Here is a 19972-nt window from a genome sequence, read left to right as displayed (position 1 = left end):
AGCGGGAATCAGCTATGCCGGGACAGAACACATTACGTATCGCCGTCGCCCAAACCAATCCGACGGTCGGCGATTTTGCCGGAAATCTGTTGATTGCCAAGCAGGCGTTCCGCGACGCCGCAGGGCTGCAAGCGCAATTGCTGGTATTTCCGGAATTGTCGCTGTGCGGCTACTACCCGGCAGATCTGCTGAACGACACGGCCTTCATCCGCCGGGCCGAGCGGGCTCTGGCAGAATTGGCGGAGTTCTCCCGCCAGTTTCCGGGAATTACCGCCATCGCCGGTTTGCCGCAAACCCGTTCCGGCCCCGGCAAGCCGCTGCATAACTCGTTGCTTGCGCTGGCAAACGGCCAAGTGCTGGCCGCCTACCACAAGCAGTTGTTGCCGACCTACAATATTTTCGACGAGCGCCGCCATTTCGAGCCGGGGCCGGCTACTGCCGCCAGTATCGACGTCGCCGGCTACCGAGTGGGGCTGATGATTTGCGAAGACGGCTGGAACGACGCCGCCGCCGATTATCCGGTCAATCCTTACCAAGCCTTGGCCGCAATCGGGCCGGATTTGGTGGTCAGTATCAACGCCAGCCCGTCCAACATCGGCAAGAGTGCGCAACGGCATCGGATTATCGCCGGCGCCGCGCAACGCCACCGCTTGCCGATTCTGTACGTGAACCAAGTCGGCGGCCAGGATAGCATCGTGTTCGACGGTGCCTCCTTCGCCGTCAATCCGGACGGAAAGATTGCCTACGAGTCGCCGGCTTTCGTATCGGTTGTGGAGCCGGTCGAATTCGGCGGCGGCGCTTTCCATGGTACCGGTCGCTGCCAGCCTTTGCCGGAGCAGGAGTTTGTGGTCAGGCATATCCTGCTGGGTTTGCGCGATTACGCCCGCCGCTGCGGTTTCCGTCAGGTCGTAGTCGGGTCGTCGGGCGGGATCGATTCGGCGTTGACCATCGCCTTGGCGGCCGAAGCGCTCGGTCCGGACAACGTGGTTGCGGTGACGATGCCGTCCGAGTATTCCAGCGCCGGTTCCGTTACCGACTCGCAGTTGTTGTGCGACGCGCTGGGGGTAAGGTTATTGACGCATCCGATCCGGGAACTGGTCGATGCTTTCAAAGCCCAGTTTCAAGCCAGTTTCGCCGCGCCGTTGGCAGGCCTGCCGCTGGAGAATTTGCAAGCGCGGATACGCGGCACCGTGCTGATGGCCCATTCCAACCAATTCGGCGCGTTGGTGCTGACGACCGGCAATAAGAGCGAAATCTCGGTCGGTTATTGCACCTTGTACGGCGATACCAATGGCGGCCTGGGGCTGATCGGCGATTTGTATAAAACCGAGGTTTACGGCTTGGCGGAATATCTGAACCGACGCGCCGGCCGGCCGTTGATTCCGCAAGCGATTCTGGTGAAGGAGCCGTCTGCCGAATTGGCGTTCGGCCAGAAAGATACCGACAGTTTGCCGCCGTATCCGGTGCTGGACGAAATTTTGAAGTTACTGATAGAAGGCGATTTGCTGCCGGAAGCGGAATATCGGGCGGTGCGCGATTTCGTAGCGGAATATCGCCGTTCGGCCGACGGCGAGGCGGTATTCCAGCGCATCGGCCGGCTGGTCGCGCGCAACGAATACAAGCGGCGCCAGGCGCCGCCGATTATTCGGGTTCGTCCCCGCGCCTTCGGCGCCGGGAGGCAGATGCCGATTGCGGCCAAATATTAGTCGGACCGCTACCGGATTGGCCCTTATTCGCTGGCGCGCGAGGCGCGTTTACGCTCGTTTTCGGTCAGCAATTTTTTGCGCAACCGGATCGACTGCGGCGTGACTTCGACCAGTTCGTCGTCGGCGATGAATTCGAGCGCTTGCTCCAGACTCATCTTGATCGGCGGCGTCAGCAGGATGTTCTCGTCCGAGCCGGCGGCGCGGATGTTGGTTAACTGCTTGGCTTTGGTCGGGTTGACCACCAGGTCGTTGTCGCGCGAATGGATGCCGATCACCATGCCTTCGTAGACCTCGGTGGCGTGTTCGATGAACAAGCGGCCGCGTTCCTGCAGGTTGAACAGGGCATAGCCCAGCGCTTTGCCTTGCACCATCGACACCAATACGCCGTTGATGCGGCCGCCGACGTTGCCTTTTTTCATCGGCCCGTAGTGGTCGTAGACGTGGTAGAACAAGCCGGAACCGGAGGTGGCGGTCAGAAACTCGGTTTGGAAGCCGATCAAGCCGCGCGACGGTACCATGTATTCCAGGCGGGTGCGGCCTTTGCCGTCCGGTACCATGTTCAACAAGTCGCCTTTGCGTTCGCCGAGCTTTTCCATGATCGAACCCTGGTGCTCGTCTTCCAGTTCGATGGTGACCATTTCGAACGGTTCGTGCAGTTCGCCGTCGACTTCCTTCAAAATCACTTCCGGCCGCGATACGCCCAGTTCGTAGCCTTCGCGGCGCATGTTTTCGATCAGAATCGACAAATGCAGCTCGCCGCGGCCGGAGACCTTGAATTTATCCGGGTCTTCGGTGTCTTCGACCCGCAACGCCACGTTGTGTTGCAATTCCTTGTTCAGGCGGTCGCGTATCTGCCTTGAGGTGACGAATTTGCCTTCCTTGCCGGCGAAAGGCGAGGTGTTGACCTGGAAAGTCATGCTGACGGTCGGTTCGTCCACTTTCAATGGAGGTAAGGCTTCGACGGCATCTTGCTGGCACAGCGTGTCGGAGATTTCCAGTTTGTCGATGCCGGTAAAGGCAATGATGTCGCCGGCCTGGGCTTGCGGTACTTCGATCCGCTCCAAACCTTTGAAACCGAAGATTTGCAGCATGCGGCCGTTGCGGGTGGCGCCTTCACGGTTGATTAGCGTCAACGGTTGATTGGTTTTCACCGTGCCGCGCTGGATGCGGCCGATGCCGATTACGCCGACATAGCTGTTGTAATCCAGACTGATGACCTGCATCTGGAACGGGCCGTCCAGATCGACTTTGGGCGGATGCACTTTTTCGACGATGGTTTCGAACAACGGCGTCATGTCGCCGCCTTCGACGCTACTGTCCAGGCCGGCATAGCCTTTCAGCGCCGAAGCGTAGACGATGGGGAAATCCAATTGCTCGTCGGTGGCGCCGAGGCGGTCGAACAAGTCGAAGGTTTGGTCGATGACCCAATCCGGACGGGCGCCGGGACGGTCGATTTTGTTGATGACGACGATGGGGTGCAGGCCCAATGCAAAGGCTTTTTGGGTAACGAAGCGGGTTTGCGGCATCGGGCCGTCGACCGCATCGACCAGCAGCAATACGCAATCCACCATCGATAACACCCGCTCGACTTCGCCGCCGAAGTCGGCGTGGCCCGGGGTGTCGACGATGTTGATGTGGTAACCGTTCCAGTCGATAGCGGTATTCTTCGCCAAGATGGTAATGCCGCGTTCTTTTTCCAGCGCGTTGGAGTCCATCACCCGCTCGTCGACTTTTTCGTGGTCGCCGAAGGTGCCGGATTGTTGCAACAATTGATCGACGAGGGTGGTTTTGCCATGGTCGACGTGGGCGATGATGGCGATGTTTCTGAGTTTTTCTATCACGGGATTTATTGGGTTTTTTACAGAATGAATGTGCCGGTCCTGAAAATTCTTGGCCGGCGCGGAAGTGGGCTGGAAACGGTATTAAAAAGGCGCGGGCTTAGCTTTGGCTCCAGGGCAGGCCGTGGAAGCGCCAGCCGCCGAGGTTGCCGCGGTGCCGGTCGGCGTCGAGCGGACCTTCGAAGCCTTCCAGAATATTGACCAAATGCCGGTAGCCGGCGGCTTCCAGCGCTTTGGCGGCATCTACAGAACGTTGTCCGCTGCGGCACAGCAGCAATACCGGTGCCGATTTATCGGAGGCATGCTGCTCGACCTGGGCAACGAAATTGGCGTTTAACTGCATCCCCGGAAATTCTTTCCAAGCCACATGGATGGCCTTCGGCGGATGGCCGACGAAGCTGTGTTCGATGGCGGTGCGCACGTCGATCAGCACGGCGTTGGGATTGGTTTGCAACAAGTCCCAGGCTTGTTTGGGGTCGAGATTTTCTATCATGGGTTACCGCTCAAGTTTTTGCCCAATGAAACAGGCTTCGTTTCGGTTGCCGAGCCGCGTGTCACCGATCCTGGCGTACTCCTGGTAAAAAACCACGCTCAGGGGCTTAAACAGCTCGAGAAGCTCGTTGTGGGCCAATAGGTAATCGGGATTGCTGGGGCCGTGTTGGTCAAGCTTGTCGCGGGTAAATGTTTGATAAAACAGCAGGCCGCCCGGATTTAAGGCCGCCATTATCGCATTACACAGGGTGCGGTCAAGAAAACGGCAGATGACAATCACATCGTAAGCGCATGTCGGCAGGGATTCGGCGCCGATTTGGCAGTGGCGGGTGTTGACGCTCAGGCTTTGCCGTTGCGCATTTTGCCGGAGTTTTTCCAGGGCTACCGGCGATACATCCCAGGCAGCGACATTCAAGCCGGATTTTGCCAGCAGCAGCGCGTTGCCGCCCAGGCCGCAGGCCAAATCCAGAGCGCTGCCGCGTTCGGGCAACAGATAGCAGTGGTTGGCGAGCAGTTCCGATGCGGTCGGTGCCTCAGCCGCGTTGCGGTAAATCGCGTCCCACTTGCGTTGCAGTTCGCTCATGGGTTCATGCCGATCCGGTGCGGTAGCCAGGCTTGGATGAATTCCAGAAACGAACGCACTTTGGCCGACAAATACTTGCGGTGTGGGTAAACCGCGTAAATCTCCAACGGGGCGATGCCGTATTGTTCCATCACCACTTGCAGACGGCCTTGTTCGATGTCGCGGCCGACGATGTAGCGCGGCAGCATAATCAAGCCTAGGCCGTTAACGGCGGCATTGCGGATCGGGTCGGCCATGTTGGCTTGCATGCGCCCGGTCACGGTGACGGTGCGCTCGCCGAGGATGCCTTTGAAGCGCCACTTGTTGCGCGGCGGGATGGCCCAGTTGATCAGGCAGCTATGGTCTTCCAGATCTTCCGGGTCTTGCGGGATGCCGTGGTTTTTCAGGTATTCCGGCGACGCGCAGACTACCAGCGAGGAACTGGCCAGTTTGCGGGCGACCAGGCTGGTGTCGTTGAGCTGACCGAGATAAATCGCCAAGTCGACGCCTTCGTCGATCAAATCCACCTGGCCGCCTTTCAGCACCATCTCCACCGAAAGATCCGGGTAGTTTTTCAGATACTCGGTCAGGCCGGGCGAGATGTGGCTGGCGCCGATTACCGGTGGCGCCAGAATTTTTAAAGTGCCGCGCGGTTCGGTTTGCAGATGGGTGATGGCCGATTCCATTTCCGCGACGTCCAGCAACACCTGCTGGCAGCGTTCCAGATAAGCCTCGCCGGCTTCAGTCAGGCTTAAGCTGCGGGTCGTACGGTTGAACAGGCGCGTATTCAGCTCGCTCTCCAATTGCATGATGTGCTTGGTGGCCATAGCTCGGGAGATATCCAAATCCTTGGCGGCCCCGGCGAAGCTGCCGGCCTTGGCGACGCGGACAAAAACGTTCATGCTGGTTAGTTTGTCCATTCTGCCTCCGGTGGCGTTGGAAGTTGCTAAAAAACGTTGACATTTTTATTGTTTCTTAATCTCATACAATTTATTTAATAAACGCCTAATTGTAAACTTTTTTATCTCCGGTATAGTGTGCGGCAACTTAACGAGAAAGCACAGAAAATCTTGCCAAATGCAAGATTAAACAGAGGATTTCAGCACAATGAATGAATTTAAAAAAGATGTACTGGTCGGTACTTTGTTTATTGCCGGCATTTTGAATTTTCTTTCCGGCCTGTTCGTAATTTCCACTGTCCTGTTCGCAGCGACCTCGATGTTCAGCAATATCTCGCTCAATACCCAAGCGAGCCGCTGATCCCCAGAATTTGTAACTACCTCCTGGTGTTGTAATTAACGAGCGGTAACCTCCTTCCAAGCACTCCGCTGGTTTTCTTGCCTCCCTCTGCGCGAGCATTGGGAGGTTTTTTTTGCCCGCAGTTTTTCCGGCAGTTTGGGCGTCATGCTATGATTCAGCCCGTTCGAAATCGAGATTAATAGTCATGAACGACGTTTTACAGCAATTGGCACTGGTGCTGGAGCAGCGCAAACAACAGTCGGCCGATCAATCTTATGTGGCCAGCTTGTATGCAAAAGGTTTGGACCATATTTTGAAAAAAATCGGTGAAGAAGCCACGGAAACGGTAATGGCGGCGAAAGACGGCGACAAGGATAAGATCGTTTACGAAGTGGCCGATCTGTGGTTTCACTCCATGGTCTTGTTGGCGCACCAGGAACTAGGGCCGGAACAGGTGATCAATGAGCTGCAACGTCGTTTCGGCTTGTCCGGTCTGCAGGAAAAAGCGCAACGCAGCTCTTCATAATCAAACAGCAGGAGTGGGTAATGGGTTTTAGTATTCCGCATTTATTGGTGGTGCTGGTTATCGTCGTGTTGGTATTCGGCACCAAACGCTTGAAAAATGTCGGCGCCGACCTCGGCGAGGCTATCAAAGGCTTCCGCAATGCCGTCAAGGAAGGCAGCGAAAGCGAAGGCAAAACGCTGGCCGACAAAGAAGCCGATGTGCTGGAAGGCGAAGTTTCCAGCAAAGAAAAAGACAAGGTGTAGCGCGGCTATGTTCGATGTCGGTTTTTCCGAATTGCTAATGGTTGGCCTGGTGGCTTTATTGGTGTTGGGGCCGGAAAAATTACCCAGGGCCGCCCGCTTGGCCGGGTTGTGGGTCGGCAAGGCGCGTAGCGTGCTGGCAGTCGCCAAGGCGGAGATCAAGCAAGAATTGGCCGCCGAAGAGATGCGCCAGTTGATGCAGCAAAATATCGCCGGCGAAGTGCAAAAAGCCTTGGACGACACCCGGTCGGCCGTAGACGATATCAATTTCAATATTCAAGCCGCGACCGAAACCGATCGAAACGATGACAAACCAAGTTCAGCCGGATAACGAACAGTCATTTTTCAGCCATCTTGTCGAACTGCGCGACCGTCTGCTGAAGATGGTGCTTTGCGTGCTGTTGGTGTTTGTCGGCACCGCCAGTTACGCTAACGAGATCTATGCTTTTTTGGCCGATCCGCTGTTGCAGCATATGCCGAAAAACAGTTCGATGATCGCGATAGACGTCGCTTCGCCGTTTTTTACGCCGTTTAAACTGGCGTTTGTCGTCGCCGTTTTCGCCAGTATCCCGTTCATTCTTTACCAGTTCTGGGGCTTCGTTGCGCCGGGTTTGTACCGCCATGAAAGACTGATGGTCGCGCCGCTATTGCTGGCCAGCACGCTATTGTTCTATGGCGGTGCGGCGTTCGCTTATTTTCTGGTGTTCCCGTTGGTGTTCTCCTACCTGACGGCAGCCGCCCCGGCCGGTGTCGCCGTGATGACCGACATCACCACCTATTTGGATTTCGTATTGGCCATGTTTTTCGCGTTCGGTCTGGCCTTCGAAATTCCGGTGCTGACCATCGTGCTGGTTTGGACCGGTATCATCAGCCCCGAATCCTTGGCGGAAAAACGGCCTTATGTCATCGTCGGCGTATTTGTCGTGGCGATGTTTCTGACGCCGCCCGACGCTTTGTCCCAGACCTTGCTGGCAGTGCCGATGTGGTTGTTGTTCGAGTCGGGCTTGTTGTTCTCCCGATTGATAAGCCGGCGCGAGCGCGCTGCAGATGACGATGGTTAGTATCGCGGCACGCTTTGCCGAGGTTCGCGGCCAATTGCGCGATGCCGAAATCGCTGCCGGGCGCCCGCCGGGCAGCGTGCAACTGCTTGCCGTCAGCAAAACCAAGCCGGCAGCGGACTTGGCTGCGGCCTACCGATTAGGCCAGCGCCATTTCGGCGAAAATTATTTGCAGGAAGCGTTGCAGAAACAGCAACAGTTGGCGGCGTTCGATATCAGTTGGCATTTCATCGGCCCGATCCAGTCCAACAAAACTCGGCCGATAGCAGCGCATTTCGCTTGGGTGCACAGCGTCGACCGCTTCAAAATCGCCCAGCGCCTCAACGAGCAACGCCCGGACTATCTGCCGCCGCTGAATATTTGTCTGCAAGTCAATATCAGCGGCGAAACGACCAAGTCCGGTGTCGGCTTGGCCGAGTTGCCGGCTCTGGTCGAGCAGGTTGCCCAATTGCCGCGCCTGCGTTTGCGCGGCGTGATGGCGATACCGGAACCGGCAACGGAATTCGAAACGCAACGCCTACCGTACCGCCGCCTTTACCAAGCGGCAACGGCATTAAATAGGCCGCAGATGGACACGTTTTCGTTCGGCATGAGCGGCGACCTGCTGGCCGCGGTCACCGAAGGTGCCACGCTGGTCAGGATCGGCACGGCGCTGTTCGGCGCGCGTCCTAGCCAATAAATTGTTTTTCATGGATAATGTGGGGAATTTTCCGACAAATCCCCATTCTTCGACGCGATGAAACAAAAGCTGGAATTCCTTTTACAACAAGCAGTTGCAGGTATCACAACCCAAGGTATTCTCGAAAGCGATTTCATTGCCCAAATTCAATTAGAACGGACCAAAGACCCGCAACACGGCGATTTCGCAACTAATCTGGCCATGATGTTGGCCAAACCGGCCAAACAAAACCCGCGGCAACTCGCCGAAAAAATCGTCGCCGCGTTGCCGGCCGATCCGGCAGTGGTTAAAGTCGAGATTGCCGGTCCAGGTTTCATCAACTTTTTCATCAATCCCGACAGCCAGTTCCAGATCGTGCGCCAAGTGTTGGAAGAAGGCAGTGCCTTCGGCTTGAGCAGGGTTGGCGCTGGACAGCGGGTGCAAGTGGAGTTTGTTTCCGCCAATCCGACCGGGCCGCTGCATGTCGGCCATGGCCGCGGCGCGGCCTACGGTTCTGCCGTGGCCGATCTGCTGGAAGCGGCCGGTTTCAGCGTAGAACGCGAATACTATGTCAACGATGCCGGTCGGCAAATGGACATCCTGGCGGCCAGCGTCTGGTTGCGTTATTTGGAAGCCTGCGGCGAGGTATTGCCTTTTCCGAGTAATGGCTACCGAGGCGAGTACGTTAGAGATATTTCTGCCAATTTGCATAGAAGCGCAGGGGACAAATATCGCAAGTCTGCAGCGCAGGTTTTGGCGGATTTGCCGGCCGACGAGGCGCAAGGCGGCGACAAGGAAAAGCATATCGACGCACTGATCGAGCGTGCCAAAACTTTGTTGGGGCCGGAAGCCTACGGCCAGGTGTTTCAAGCCGGCCTGGACGAGATATTGCTGGATATCAAAGACGACCTTGCCGAGTTTGGCGTCGGCTACCAGAACTGGTTCTCGGAGCGTTCGTTGATGGACGACCAATCCATCGACCGGGCGCTGCAACGGTTGGACGAAGCCGGGTTTTTGTACCGGCAGGAAGGTGCGACCTGGTTCGCTTCCAGCCGATTGGGCGACGAGAAAGACCGGGTGGTGGTGCGCGACAACGGCCAAACCACCTATTTTGCGTCCGATATCGCTTACCACATGAATAAGCTGGATCGGGGCTTCGATAAGATCGTCAACATCTGGGGCGCAGACCACCACGGTTATATTCCGCGGGTCAAAGCCGCCATGCAGGCCCTGGGCGCCGACGATTCCAAGCTGAAGGTATTGTTGGTGCAATTTGCCGTACTGTACCGCGGCGACGAAAAAGTGCAGATGTCTACCCGTTCCGGCGAATTCGTCACGTTGCGCCAATTGCGTAACGAAGTCGGCAAAGACGCTTGCCGTTTTTTCTACGTGATGCGCAAGTCCGAGCAGCACATGGATTTCGACTTGAAGCTGGCGACCTCCAGAACCAACGAGAATCCGGTTTATTACGTGCAGTATGCTCACGCTCGCGTATGTAGCGTATTGCGCCAACTGGATGAAAAAGGCCGGCAACGCGACCCGTTACTGGGTATGCAGCATCTGAATCTGCTGATCGAGGAACAGGAGAGCGCGCTGTTGACGACACTGTCCAGATATCCGGAAACCTTGGAGCGAGCGGCGTTGAATTACGAACCGCACCAATTGATTCAATATCTGCGCGAACTGGCCAACCAGTTTCATAGCTACTATAACGCCCACCAATTTTTGGTCGACGACGACAAGCTGTGCAATGCCCGCATCAACTTGGTTTGCGCCGTCAGACAGGTGTTGGCCAACGCAATGTCTCTGCTGAAAATCAATACGCCCGAAGCGATGTAAATGGCCAGAGACTACAAACATCGCGTACAGAGCCCCAATTACGGCGCTAGTCGGCGGAAGCCGAAGCAGTCTTCGGTAGCGTTATGGCGCTGGCTATTGGTGATTATGTTGATCGCGGCCTTCGTGGTGTTTTTGAACATGATCGGTAAGCTGGTGCCGGAATTGGTCGCAGGCAAGCCCAACCCGGAAACGCAGCCGGTGGTTGCCGAACCGAAAAAACAGGAATTGCCGCTACCAGCGCAAACTGCTGCCGAAGCGGAAAAACCGGCCGAGCCGGTTGAACCGGAAGAGCCGCGCTACGACTTTTACACGATTTTGCCGCAGGCGGAAGTCGTGGTTCCGGACTATGAAATCAAAACCCGCGTCCGCGAACAGTTGGTCGGTAAGACCAAAGCCGTCAAATACGTGATGCAGGCCGGTTCGTTCAGAGAAGCGGCCGAAGCCGAACGCCACAAAGCCAAATTGGCCTTGCTCGGTATCGAATCGCGGGTCGAAAAAGCCAAGGTCGGCAACGTGATTTGGCATCGAGTCAAAGTGGGGCCCTACGATAGTCCGGCCAGCGTTTCCACGATCAAAGAGTTGCTGCAGAAAAACGGTATCGGCGTGATCGTCACCGAAAGCGGCCAGTGATTTTCCGGAATCGGACCGGCAAGCCGCCAAAAATTTGCAGCCGATCCGGCATTTATCGATTGACTGGCCTATAGTTTTAAGCTCTGATTAAAGCCCACAATTTCCAGGGGAGACGCTACATGCTCAATAAAAAAATAATGGTGTTGATGTTGGCAGGCTTGACGGTATTGAGCGGTTGTAGCCGGCTGTACTACTACTCCACCAGCATCGACGACGACGACTTGGTTGAGGTCAGTTACGACGCGGTCGGTTGGTTGTTGGCCGATTTACGCCAGCCCCTGCCGCAAGGTAGCCTGGTCGTGATCAACTCCCTGGTCAACGTCGACGACATGGGGCAAACCCTGCCGTTCGGCAGAATCATTTCCGACCAGATTTCTTCAGCGCTGCACCGTTCCGGTTATCGGGTGATGGGCATGGAATTGCCGACCGAGATTTTCGCCAAAAACGAAACCGGCATTCTGGAATTGCCGGAAAAAACCAAGGAAGCGCTGAATAACGTCGGCGCCAAAGCCATCGTGATCGGCTCTTATGCCCCAGGCCGCGATAATGTTTACGTCTCGTTGCGGGTGGTCGATATCGCCAGCCAAAACGTGATTTCGTCTACCGACTATTCGGTGGCGATGGGTCCGGACACCAAAGTATTGACGACCAAACCCCAGCCTAAACAATAATCGCTCAGGAAGCGGCCGCTCAGACGGCAGCCGCTTCCGCAACAGCCAATCCAGGCTGTACATGCTCGTACGCCAGATCCTGCCGTAAAAACTCCGATATTTGCTGCGCATCGGCAAAATTACCGAGCGCCAACAAAAGTTTGGCGTAAGCCGCTTCCAACGTCATATTCCAAACCATCTCCGCCCCGGCAACCATCAATTCCCTGGTCGAGGCGTATGCGCTGTCCGAGTGCAGAGCCGGAGCCAGATAAATATTCAGACCCTGTTGCCGACATTTGCGCGCGAAAGCGGCCAGGCTATATTCGCTGCCGGCCGTATCCGAGGCGCAGGCCGTGCCGGAATGGTACAGGTCGTGCAAGACCGCGTCGAATCCGTCCAAACAAAATGCGCTGTAATCGAGGCCGGGGTAGGGTCTGATTAATAAAATCCGTGCCGAAAAGTCGGGTTTCAACTCGGCCGGTTGGCGGTTCCAGCCATCGGCGGCCGTTAACGTTTCGAACTGCCCGCCGCGGTAGCGCATAAACGGCCGCGATTGGGCGCTGATAAAATCGCTACCTAACGGCAGGCAGGAGCACAGCCGGGTGCCCAAGTGGACCAACAAATCCCGGCCCGGATTGCGGTAGGGTACGTACACCCCGCCCAGCCCGCAAAGCCGGATGAACTCCACCGCGCAGCAAAAATTATCCACGCCGTTGGCGCGCGGATCATCCAGCGGCAAATCGCTCGAGACCAGCAGTAACGGTATCGGTAATTTATGGAAATACAGGCCCAATGCCGCGGCGCTGAACGCCAGGCTGTCGGTGCCGTGGGTAACGATGACGCCGTCGAAGCGGCTTAAATCCTCTCCTTCGATAGCGGCGACGATCTGTTGCCAATGCCGGGTGTGCAGATTTTCGCTGAGGATTTGCAAAGGTTGCACGGTCTTGAACGTTACCGAGTCGGCAGCGCGGCCGCGCTCTGCAAACAATGCCAACAGTTTGAAGCCGGCGCTAGCCGAAGTGTCGACGGTGCCGCCCGCCAACTGCGAGCCTATGGTGCCGCCGGTAAACACCAGCAGGATGTTTTTATTCATTTTCGGCGTTTCTTGTATCATGTCGGGTTACGGATTAAATCCGCATCTTAAATTTTTCGCATGAAAATATCACTGATTGTGGCAATGGCCAGCAACAACGCCATTGGTCTGAACGGCCGGATGCCTTGGCACCTGTCCGCCGACTTGAAACGCTTCAGACAAATCACGATGGGTTCGCCGGTGTTGATGGGGCGGAAGACCTTCGAAGCCATCGGCAAGGCCTTGCCTGGCCGGGAAAATATCGTAATCAGCCGCGCCGCCGAATACGACGCGCCCGCATGCAAGGTTTTTACCGATATCGAGACGGCGCTACGAGCCGTGGCCGACCGCGACGAGGTGTTCGTGATCGGCGGTGCCACGTTGTACCAAGCCTTGTTGCCGGTTGCCGATTACCTTTACTTAACCGAGATCGAGCGCAGCTTTACCGGCGATACTTTCTTTCCCGAGTTCGATCGGCGGCAATGGCAGGAACTGAGCCGCGAGGAGATCGCAGACGACGCCAGCGTGGATTTCAGCTATCGATTTCTAAAGTTGCAGCGCGTCGGTAGCGGCACTGCCGAGCGGATTTTTGGTTAAAACGCCGGTTGCGCATACAATTCCTTAAGTTTTGTCACAAAACTGTCATATTTGCTTCATAGTATTGTCACGTCACTTTGGCACACTGATCTTGGTTTTAAAAATTTTCGAGAAATTATATGAATACAACATTCAAGCTGAAATCGCTGGTTATGGGATTGGGTTTCGCATCCGCCGCGTTGTTGGCCGGCGAAGCCGCCGCGGCTCCCGCAAATTTGGATGCGGCTCTCCCGGAATACTCGGCTGCGAGTGGGATTTCCGGCAACCTGTCCAGCGTCGGCTCTGATACTTTGGCGAACCTGATGACTTTGTGGGCCGAAGAGTTCGGCAAAATTTACCCCAACGTCAACATCCAGATTCAAGCCGCCGGGTCCTCGACCGCGCCGCCGGCCCTGACCGAAGGCACTTCCAACCTCGGTCCGATGAGCCGGAAAATGAAAGACAACGAAATCGACGATTTCGAAAGCAAATACGGCTATAAACCGACCGCGATTCCGGTTGCGATTGACGCATTGGCCGTATTCGTTAACAAGGACAACCCGGTTAAAGGCCTGAGCATTCCGCAAGTCGATGCGATCATGTCGTCAACCCGCAAATGCGGCGGCGCCAACGATATTACCAACTGGGGCCAGGCCGGCTTAACCGGCGCCTGGGCCAGCCGGCCGATTCAGTTGTACGGCCGTAACTCGGTTTCCGGTACTTACGGTTTCTTCAAAGACGAAGCGCTGTGCAAAGGCGATTTCAAAAACAACGTCAACGAACAACCCGGTTCGGCATCGGTGGTTCAGTCCGTTACCACGTCCGCAAACGGTATCGGTTACTCCGGTATCGGCTACTCCACTTCCGGCGTAAAAGCCGTCGCGTTGGCGCGTAAAGACGGCGAAGCCTTTATCGAAGCCACTCCGGAAAATGCGACTTCCGGCGCTTATCCGCTGTCGCGCTTTTTATATGTTTACGTCAACAAAAAACCGAACGAGCCGTTGGCGCCGCTGGAGAAAGAGTTCATCAAAATGGTGTTATCCAAAACCGGCCAGCAGGTCGTGATCAAAGACGGCTACATTCCGTTGCCGGCCAAAGCGGTGGAAAAAGCGCTGACGCTGATTCAGTGATTTATCAAGCCAGGGACCGGCCTGAGCAGGGACAATTTATGCAGGGATGCATCAATGGACTGGCGAGAAAAATCGCCGCCCTTTTTCCCGGCCGCCAATTAACTGCGGTTGATCTTGTATAATGACGAAGCCGATAATTGCACGAAAATTATCGGCTTTTTTGTTTTTGTAAGCATTCCGATGAGTTTCCCCGCTAATTTTGTGATGCCCAGTTATGACTGAATCCCGAACCATTAAAAGCAAACCAACGCTGTTTCAAACGGCTACCAGCGACAGTTACCAACGTTGGCGCCTGGTTAAAGACAAATTGGCGGCGCGGGGCGTGGTAATCGGCGGTTTGAGCATCATCGTCGCGGTGGTGCTGATTTTCTTTTATCTGCTGTACGTGGTTTTCCCGCTGCTGTTGCCGGCCAAGCTCGAGGCTAGCGCTAACGGCGGCTACGCTGTCCCGGCAGCCGAAATGGGCAAAACCCTGTTCGCCGCCATTGAGGAACAAAACCAGATTGCGGTCAGATTTACCGATACCGGCAAAGCGGTGTTTTTCAATGTGGCCGGCGGCGAGATCGTCGCCAACGTATCGATCGCCCTGCCGGAGACCAGCCAAATTGCCAGCTTTAACCACGGCAGCATCGATAAAGGCGTGGTCGCCTTCGGCTTGACGGACGGTAAGGTGGTGGTCGCCAAGCACGAATACAAATTGAGTTATCCGGACGGCAAGCGCCTGATTACGCCGTCGGTCGCTTATCCGCTCGGCAATCAGCCTTTAGTGGTCGATAACACCGGCCAGGCCTTGGTGAAAATCGCTCTGGCTATCGCCGACGGCCGCAGCACGGTGGTAGCAAAGACTGCCGACAATCGCGTGTTGTTGAGCCGGCTTAGTAAAAAAGAATCGATGTTCGACGACGAAGCGTCCTGGGAAGCGACCGATACCGTATTGGACGTGGCCGGCGACGATGTCGAATTCATGTTGCTCGATAAGGAGCAACGCAATCTGTATTTGGCCAGCCGGCAAAGTATCACGGTTGTGGATGTCGGCGATGCATCGGCGCCGGCCGTCAAACACAAGTTGAACCTGGTCGAGAACGGCCAGCAAATCACCAGTGTCGAATTTCTGAACGGCGAAAATTCGTTGCTGGTCGGCGATGCCAAGGGCGAGTTGGCACAGTGGTCACTGGTGCGCAACGACCAAAACTACGTCAACATGCAGAAATTACGCAGCTTCAAGTTGGCCGATAGCCCGATCGTAGCGGTTAGCGCGGAACAGCGCCGGCGCGGCATGCTGGCGATCGACAGCGGCGGGCAGTTGGCGGTTTACAACTCCACCGCCGAGCGCGAGCTGATCAATACCAAATTATTGCAGGCCGCACCCCACGTGTTGGCCTTGTCGCCGAAAGCCGATTTCTTTCTGGTGGAAGACGCCGCGGGCAAAGTACAAAGTTGGCGTTTGGAAAACGAACACCCTGAGATTTCGATGAAATCGCTGTGGCGCAAAGTTTGGTACGAGAGTTATCCGAAGCCCGATTACATCTGGCAATCGTCGTCTGCCAGCAACGATTTCGAACCGAAAATGAGCTTGACGCCACTGGTGTTCGGTACCTTGAAAGCCTCGTTTTACGCCATGCTGATGGGGATACCGCTGGCCTTGTTCGGCGCGATCTACACCGGTTATTTCATGGCGCCGCGGGTGCGGCAGTACGTCAAGCCCGGCATCGAGATCATGGGCGCGTTACCGACCGTGATTCTGGGTTTTCTGGCCGGCCTATGGCTGGCGCCGTTCGTCGAATCCCATCTGGCCGGCATTTTCGCGGTGTTGATGGTGGTGCCGCTCTCGGTCATGGTGTTTGCCTACCTCTGGCAACAGGTTCCGGAAACCACCCGCCACAAAATACCCGACGGTTGGGATGCCATTGTTTTGGTGCCGGTCGTGGTGTTCGGCGCCTGGTTGGCGTTTCAACTGGCGCCGAGTTTTGAAGCCTGGTTTTTCCGCGGCGATTTGCGGGTTTGGATGCGCGAGGAATTCGGCATCGGTTACGACCAGCGTAATACTTTGGTGGTCGGGTTGGCGATGGGTTTTGCTGTGATCCCGATGATTTTTTCGATTGCCGAAGACGCTATTTTCAGCGTACCGAAACATTTGACCACCGGTTCGCTGGCTTTGGGGGCGACGCCGTGGCAAACGATGACCAAAGTCGTGCTGCTGACCGCCAGCCCCGGTATTTTCTCCGCGGTGATGATCGGCTTCGGCCGGGCGGTGGGCGAAACCATGATCGTGCTGATGGCGACCGGCAATACGCCGGTGATGGATTTGAGTATTTTTCAGGGATTGCGCACTTTGTCCGCCAATATTGCGGTGGAAATGCCGGAGTCGGAAGTCAACAGTACCCATTACCGGGTGCTGTTTTTAGCGGCGCTGGTATTGTTCGTGTTTACCTTCGTCGTTAATACGCTGGCCGAATTGGTCCGGCAAAATCTCAGACAGAAATACAGTTCACTATGATCAAAGAATGGTTTAAAAGCGGTTCGCCGTGGATTTGGTTGACCGCCGGTGCGGTGACGATCAACCTGGTGTTGGTTGCGGGCCTGTTGTTACTGATTGCGCTACGCGGCCTGGGCCATTTTTGGCCGGCCGACATCGTCGAGTACCAATACGAGGACCAAAGCGGCCGCTCGACCATCATCGGCGAAGAGGTCGATACCTCGTTGCTGCCGGCCGCGCAGGCCAAAGCGGCCGGCCATCAGGTACTGAACGGCGCCGAGTATCTGGTGCAATTTTTGGTAAAAACCGGTAACCGCGATATTTTGGGGAGCGATTTTCGCTGGATTCAGCAGCAGTACATCAAGCAGAAAGCCGAACCCGCGGATTTGATTAGTGTAGAACGCCGCGAATGGGGCAATTTCTACGGCCGGCTGAAGGCGGTCAAGGCAGACGGTAACATCGTTGCCCAAGGCGAACCGGCTTTGGCCGTCGCCCAGGAAAAGTTGGCGGCGGCATTGGATTTGCACGAACAAATCGACGAGCTGCAAAACAAAGACGTCGGCGCGATCAATTATGGCTTGGAGCGCTTGCGCTTGAAACAACGCGCCTTGGAATTGAAAGGCGAATGGAATGACGGCCACGCCCGCGAGTTCGCCGCCCAGAAACAGGCTTACCAACAACAGTACCAGGAAATTCAGGTACGCTTGGCCAAGCTGAACCAGGAAATGAAGCGCGCCAGTTTGGTCGTAGTCGAGGCCGGCGGCCGGGAAATCAATCTGCCGCTGCACCGTATCGTCAAACTGACTCAACCCAATGCGATGAGCGGCCTGGATAAAATGGTCGAGTACGTCCGCAATTTCGCCACCTTCGTTAGCGACGAGCCGCGCGAAGCCAACACCGAAGGCGGCATATTTCCGGCGATTTTCGGTACCGTATTGATGGTGCTGTTGATGGCGGTGGTAGTGACGCCGTTCGGCGTCATCGCCGCGGTTTATTTGCGCGAATATGCCAAACAGGGTTTCGTGACCCAGATTATCCGCATCGCCGTCAACAATTTGGCCGGCGTGCCGTCCATCGTATACGGCGTTTTCGGCCTCGGCTTTTTCGTTTATATCATCGGCGGCAATATCGACCGCCTGTTTTTTCCGGAAGCCGCGCCGGCCCCGGTATTCGGTACTCCCGGCTTATTGTGGGCCTCGTTGACTCTGGCACTGATGACTTTACCGGTCGTCATCGTCGCGACCGAAGAAGGTTTGTCGCGGATTCCGAAATCGATCCGCGAAGGCAGTCTGGCGTTGGGCGCGACCAAGGCTGAGACCTTGTGGCGCACCGTATTGCCGATGGCGAGTCCGGCGATCATGACCGGCTTGATCTTGGCCGTGGCCCGTGCCGCCGGCGAAGTGGCGCCGTTGATGCTGGTCGGCGTCGTCAAACTGGCGCCGACGCTGCCGCTGGACGGCAATTTCCCGTATCTGCACTTGGATCGTAAGTTCATGCATTTGGGCTTCCACATCTACGACGTCGGCTTCCAAAGCCCGAACGTCGAAGCGGCACGGCCATTGGTGTACGCCACTTCTCTGCTGCTGGTGATGGTGATCGTCGGCCTGAACATGTTCGCCATCACCATCCGCAACAATTTGCGCGAAAAATACCGCGCACTGGAAAACTAATCTCGCCTCTTAACCGGACTTGGACCATGACCACTGCCCAAACCAAAACTCACGCCATCGATATCAGCGCGTTGAATCGAGACGACCGTAACCCGGCGGAAAAGATCGAAACCTGCATCAAGGTGGAAGATCTGAATCTGTTTTACGGCCATAAGCAGGCGTTGCACAACGTCAACATGGAAATGCCGCGGCGAAAGGTCACGGCCTATATCGGTCCCAGCGGTTGCGGCAAATCGACGCTGTTGCGCTGCATCAACCGGATGAACGACCTGGTGGACGGCGTCAGCATCCAGGGCAAAATCCTGTTGGACGGCGAAGATATCTACGACAAATCGGTCAACGTCGCCGCGTTACGGCGCCGGGTCGGCATGGTGTTTCAAAAGCCGAATCCGTTTCCGAAGACGATATACGAAAACGTGGCCTACGGTTTACGGATACAGGGCATCAACGACCGCCACATCCTCGACGAAGTGGTCGAAAAGTCGCTGCGCGGCGCGGCGTTGTGGGACGAAGTGAAAAACCGTTTGAACGACAACGCCTTGGGCATGTCCGGCGGCCAGCAGCAGCGGCTGGTAATTGCCCGCGCCATCGCGATCGAACCGGAAGTGATTCTGCTCGACGAGCCGGCATCGGCGTTGGACCCGATATCCACGCTGAAGATCGAGGAATTGATCAACGAATTGAAAGAAAAATACACCATCGTCATCGTTACCCATAACATGCAACAGGCGGCGCGGGTGTCCGATTACACCGCATTCATGTACATGGGCGAATTGATCGAATTTGGCGAAACCAGCGAGTTGTTTACCAACCCGGCGAAAAAACAAACTGAAGATTACATTACCGGTAGGTACGGTTAGGAGGTAAACAATGGACAACAGCAAAATCAAACAACACATCTCCCGCCAATTCAACGAGGAGATGGAAGATATCCGCAACAAAGTCTTGTCGATGGGCGGATTAGTCGAGCAACAAGTCGATTTGGCGACCAAGGCCTTCATGGGCTACGACATGGAAAATGCCGAAAAGGTGGTGCAGCAGGACCACCAAGTCAACGAAATGGAAAAGGACATCGACCACGAATGTACCGAAATCATGGCCAAGCGCCAGCCGGCGGCCTTCGATTTGCGGATGTTGATCGCGACGATCAAGATCATCACCGACTTGGAGCGGATCGGCGACGAAGCGGCCCGGATCGCCAAAATGACGATGCGACTGGAAGGCGCCGATTATTACCAGGACAAATACTACGAAATCGAGCATTTGCTGAATCTGGTCAAGGATATGTTGAACGGCGCGCTGGACGCTTACGCCAGAAACGACGTCGAAGAGGTGATTGCGATTACCGAGCAGGACGCGAAGGTCGACCGCGAATACACTAGCATCACCCGCCAGTTGATCACGCAAATGATGGAAAATCCGCGCAATATCACCCGTGCCTTGGATATGTTATGGGCGGCCCGGGCGTTGGAACGCATCGGCGACCACGCTTGTAACGTTTGCGAACAAGTGATTTACATGGTTAAAGGCAAGGATGTGCGGCATATGAGCCGGGAAGATTTGGAGCGTACCGTCAACGCCGTGCGCTGATTTTCGCCGGCTGGAAGCGCT

General features: G+C 56.0%; 21 protein-coding genes. 16 read left to right on the top strand and 5 right to left on the bottom strand.

Features of this window, described 5'->3' with window-relative positions:
- Window positions 1–14 precede the first annotated feature (14 nt).
- Entirely contained in the window at window positions 15–1706 is a 1692-nt protein-coding gene (locus MKFW12EY_RS21560) for an NAD+ synthase (protein WP_054761344.1), read from the top strand.
- 23 nt (window positions 1707–1729) lie between these two features.
- Here MKFW12EY_RS21560 and typA read toward each other — a convergent pair whose 3' ends face one another.
- The 4 genes from typA to MKFW12EY_RS21540 form a co-directional block, all read right to left on the bottom strand.
- A complete protein-coding gene (gene typA, locus MKFW12EY_RS21555; RefSeq protein WP_064027242.1) occupies window positions 1730–3547 on the bottom strand; it encodes a translational GTPase TypA in 1818 nt (605 codons plus the stop codon).
- 97 nt (window positions 3548–3644) lie between these two features.
- Window positions 3645–4037, bottom strand: a complete 393-nt coding sequence (locus MKFW12EY_RS21550) for a rhodanese-like domain-containing protein (protein WP_054761342.1) — start codon at window positions 4035–4037, stop codon at window positions 3645–3647.
- A 3-nt stretch (window positions 4038–4040) separates the two neighbouring features.
- Window positions 4041–4619, bottom strand: a complete 579-nt coding sequence (locus MKFW12EY_RS21545) for a class I SAM-dependent methyltransferase (protein WP_054761340.1) — start codon at window positions 4617–4619, stop codon at window positions 4041–4043.
- Complete coding sequence (locus tag MKFW12EY_RS21540; protein WP_054761337.1) at window positions 4616–5518, bottom strand: LysR family transcriptional regulator; 903 nt, start codon at window positions 5516–5518, stop codon at window positions 4616–4618. The genes MKFW12EY_RS21545 and MKFW12EY_RS21540 overlap by 4 nt, the downstream gene beginning before the upstream one ends.
- A 187-nt stretch (window positions 5519–5705) precedes the next feature.
- Here MKFW12EY_RS21540 and MKFW12EY_RS21535 point away from each other — a divergent pair, with 187 nt between their 5' ends.
- From MKFW12EY_RS21535 to MKFW12EY_RS21495, 9 genes are all read left to right on the top strand, one after another.
- Window positions 5706–5858: a hypothetical protein gene (locus tag MKFW12EY_RS21535; RefSeq protein WP_197485008.1), complete on the top strand. Its 153-nt coding sequence runs from the start codon at window positions 5706–5708 to the stop codon at window positions 5856–5858.
- 184 nt (window positions 5859–6042) lie between these two features.
- Window positions 6043–6363, top strand: coding sequence for a phosphoribosyl-ATP diphosphatase (locus MKFW12EY_RS21530; protein ID WP_054761335.1), 321 nt, complete (start codon window positions 6043–6045; stop codon window positions 6361–6363).
- A gap of 20 nt (window positions 6364–6383) precedes the next feature.
- The gene (gene tatA / locus MKFW12EY_RS21525) at window positions 6384–6605 is read left to right on the top strand and encodes a Sec-independent protein translocase subunit TatA (protein ID WP_054761334.1); all 222 of its coding nucleotides are present in this window, start codon (window positions 6384–6386) and stop codon (window positions 6603–6605) included.
- Window positions 6606–6612: 7 nt separating this feature from the next.
- Window positions 6613–6933 carry a Sec-independent protein translocase protein TatB gene (tatB, locus tag MKFW12EY_RS21520; protein WP_054761332.1) on the top strand — a complete coding sequence of 107 codons (321 nt, stop codon included), beginning with the start codon at window positions 6613–6615 and terminating at the stop codon, window positions 6931–6933.
- Window positions 6908–7663, top strand: coding sequence for a twin-arginine translocase subunit TatC (gene tatC, locus MKFW12EY_RS21515; RefSeq protein ID WP_221053743.1), 756 nt, complete (start codon window positions 6908–6910; stop codon window positions 7661–7663). Before tatB ends, tatC begins: the two co-directional genes overlap by 26 nt.
- A complete protein-coding gene (locus MKFW12EY_RS21510) occupies window positions 7656–8339 on the top strand; it encodes a YggS family pyridoxal phosphate-dependent enzyme (RefSeq protein ID WP_054761331.1) in 684 nt (227 codons plus the stop codon). The genes tatC and MKFW12EY_RS21510 overlap by 8 nt, the downstream gene beginning before the upstream one ends.
- A gap of 57 nt (window positions 8340–8396) precedes the next feature.
- Complete coding sequence (argS, locus tag MKFW12EY_RS21505) at window positions 8397–10157, top strand: arginine--tRNA ligase (protein ID WP_054761329.1); 1761 nt, start codon at window positions 8397–8399, stop codon at window positions 10155–10157.
- Window positions 10158–10787: an SPOR domain-containing protein gene (locus tag MKFW12EY_RS21500; RefSeq protein WP_054761327.1), complete on the top strand. Its 630-nt coding sequence runs from the start codon at window positions 10158–10160 to the stop codon at window positions 10785–10787.
- Window positions 10788–10906: 119 nt separating this feature from the next.
- Window positions 10907–11458, top strand: a complete 552-nt coding sequence (locus MKFW12EY_RS21495) for a FlgO family outer membrane protein (protein WP_054761326.1) — start codon at window positions 10907–10909, stop codon at window positions 11456–11458.
- Between the two features lie 19 nt (window positions 11459–11477).
- Here the strand turns inward: MKFW12EY_RS21495 and MKFW12EY_RS21490 are convergent, their stop codons facing one another.
- Window positions 11478–12530, bottom strand: a complete 1053-nt coding sequence (locus MKFW12EY_RS21490; RefSeq protein ID WP_221053742.1) for an asparaginase domain-containing protein — start codon at window positions 12528–12530, stop codon at window positions 11478–11480.
- A 60-nt stretch (window positions 12531–12590) separates the two neighbouring features.
- On the opposite strand from MKFW12EY_RS21490, the gene MKFW12EY_RS21485 reads away from it, so the two are divergent.
- From MKFW12EY_RS21485 to phoU, 6 genes are all read left to right on the top strand, one after another.
- Window positions 12591–13106: a dihydrofolate reductase gene (locus MKFW12EY_RS21485; protein ID WP_221053741.1), complete on the top strand. Its 516-nt coding sequence runs from the start codon at window positions 12591–12593 to the stop codon at window positions 13104–13106.
- Between the two features lie 119 nt (window positions 13107–13225).
- Complete coding sequence (locus MKFW12EY_RS21480) at window positions 13226–14215, top strand: PstS family phosphate ABC transporter substrate-binding protein (protein ID WP_064023206.1); 990 nt, start codon at window positions 13226–13228, stop codon at window positions 14213–14215.
- A gap of 214 nt (window positions 14216–14429) precedes the next feature.
- Window positions 14430–16712: an ABC transporter permease subunit gene (locus tag MKFW12EY_RS21475; RefSeq protein WP_221053740.1), complete on the top strand. Its 2283-nt coding sequence runs from the start codon at window positions 14430–14432 to the stop codon at window positions 16710–16712.
- Window positions 16709–18361: a phosphate ABC transporter permease PstA gene (gene pstA / locus MKFW12EY_RS21470; RefSeq protein WP_221053739.1), complete on the top strand. Its 1653-nt coding sequence runs from the start codon at window positions 16709–16711 to the stop codon at window positions 18359–18361. The genes MKFW12EY_RS21475 and pstA overlap by 4 nt, the downstream gene beginning before the upstream one ends.
- 26 nt (window positions 18362–18387) lie before the next feature.
- Entirely contained in the window at window positions 18388–19221 is an 834-nt protein-coding gene (gene pstB / locus MKFW12EY_RS21465) for a phosphate ABC transporter ATP-binding protein PstB (protein WP_054761323.1), read from the top strand.
- Between the two features lie 10 nt (window positions 19222–19231).
- Window positions 19232–19951, top strand: coding sequence for a phosphate signaling complex protein PhoU (gene phoU / locus MKFW12EY_RS21460; RefSeq protein ID WP_064041086.1), 720 nt, complete (start codon window positions 19232–19234; stop codon window positions 19949–19951).
- Window positions 19952–19972: the final 21 nt, after the last annotated feature.

Source organism: Methylomonas koyamae, from assembly GCF_019669905.1.
Classification (GTDB): Bacteria; Pseudomonadota; Gammaproteobacteria; order Methylococcales; family Methylomonadaceae; genus Methylomonas; species Methylomonas koyamae.
The sequence above is the reverse complement of the archived record's forward strand: the minus strand, read 5'-3'. Positions and strand labels throughout refer to the sequence as shown.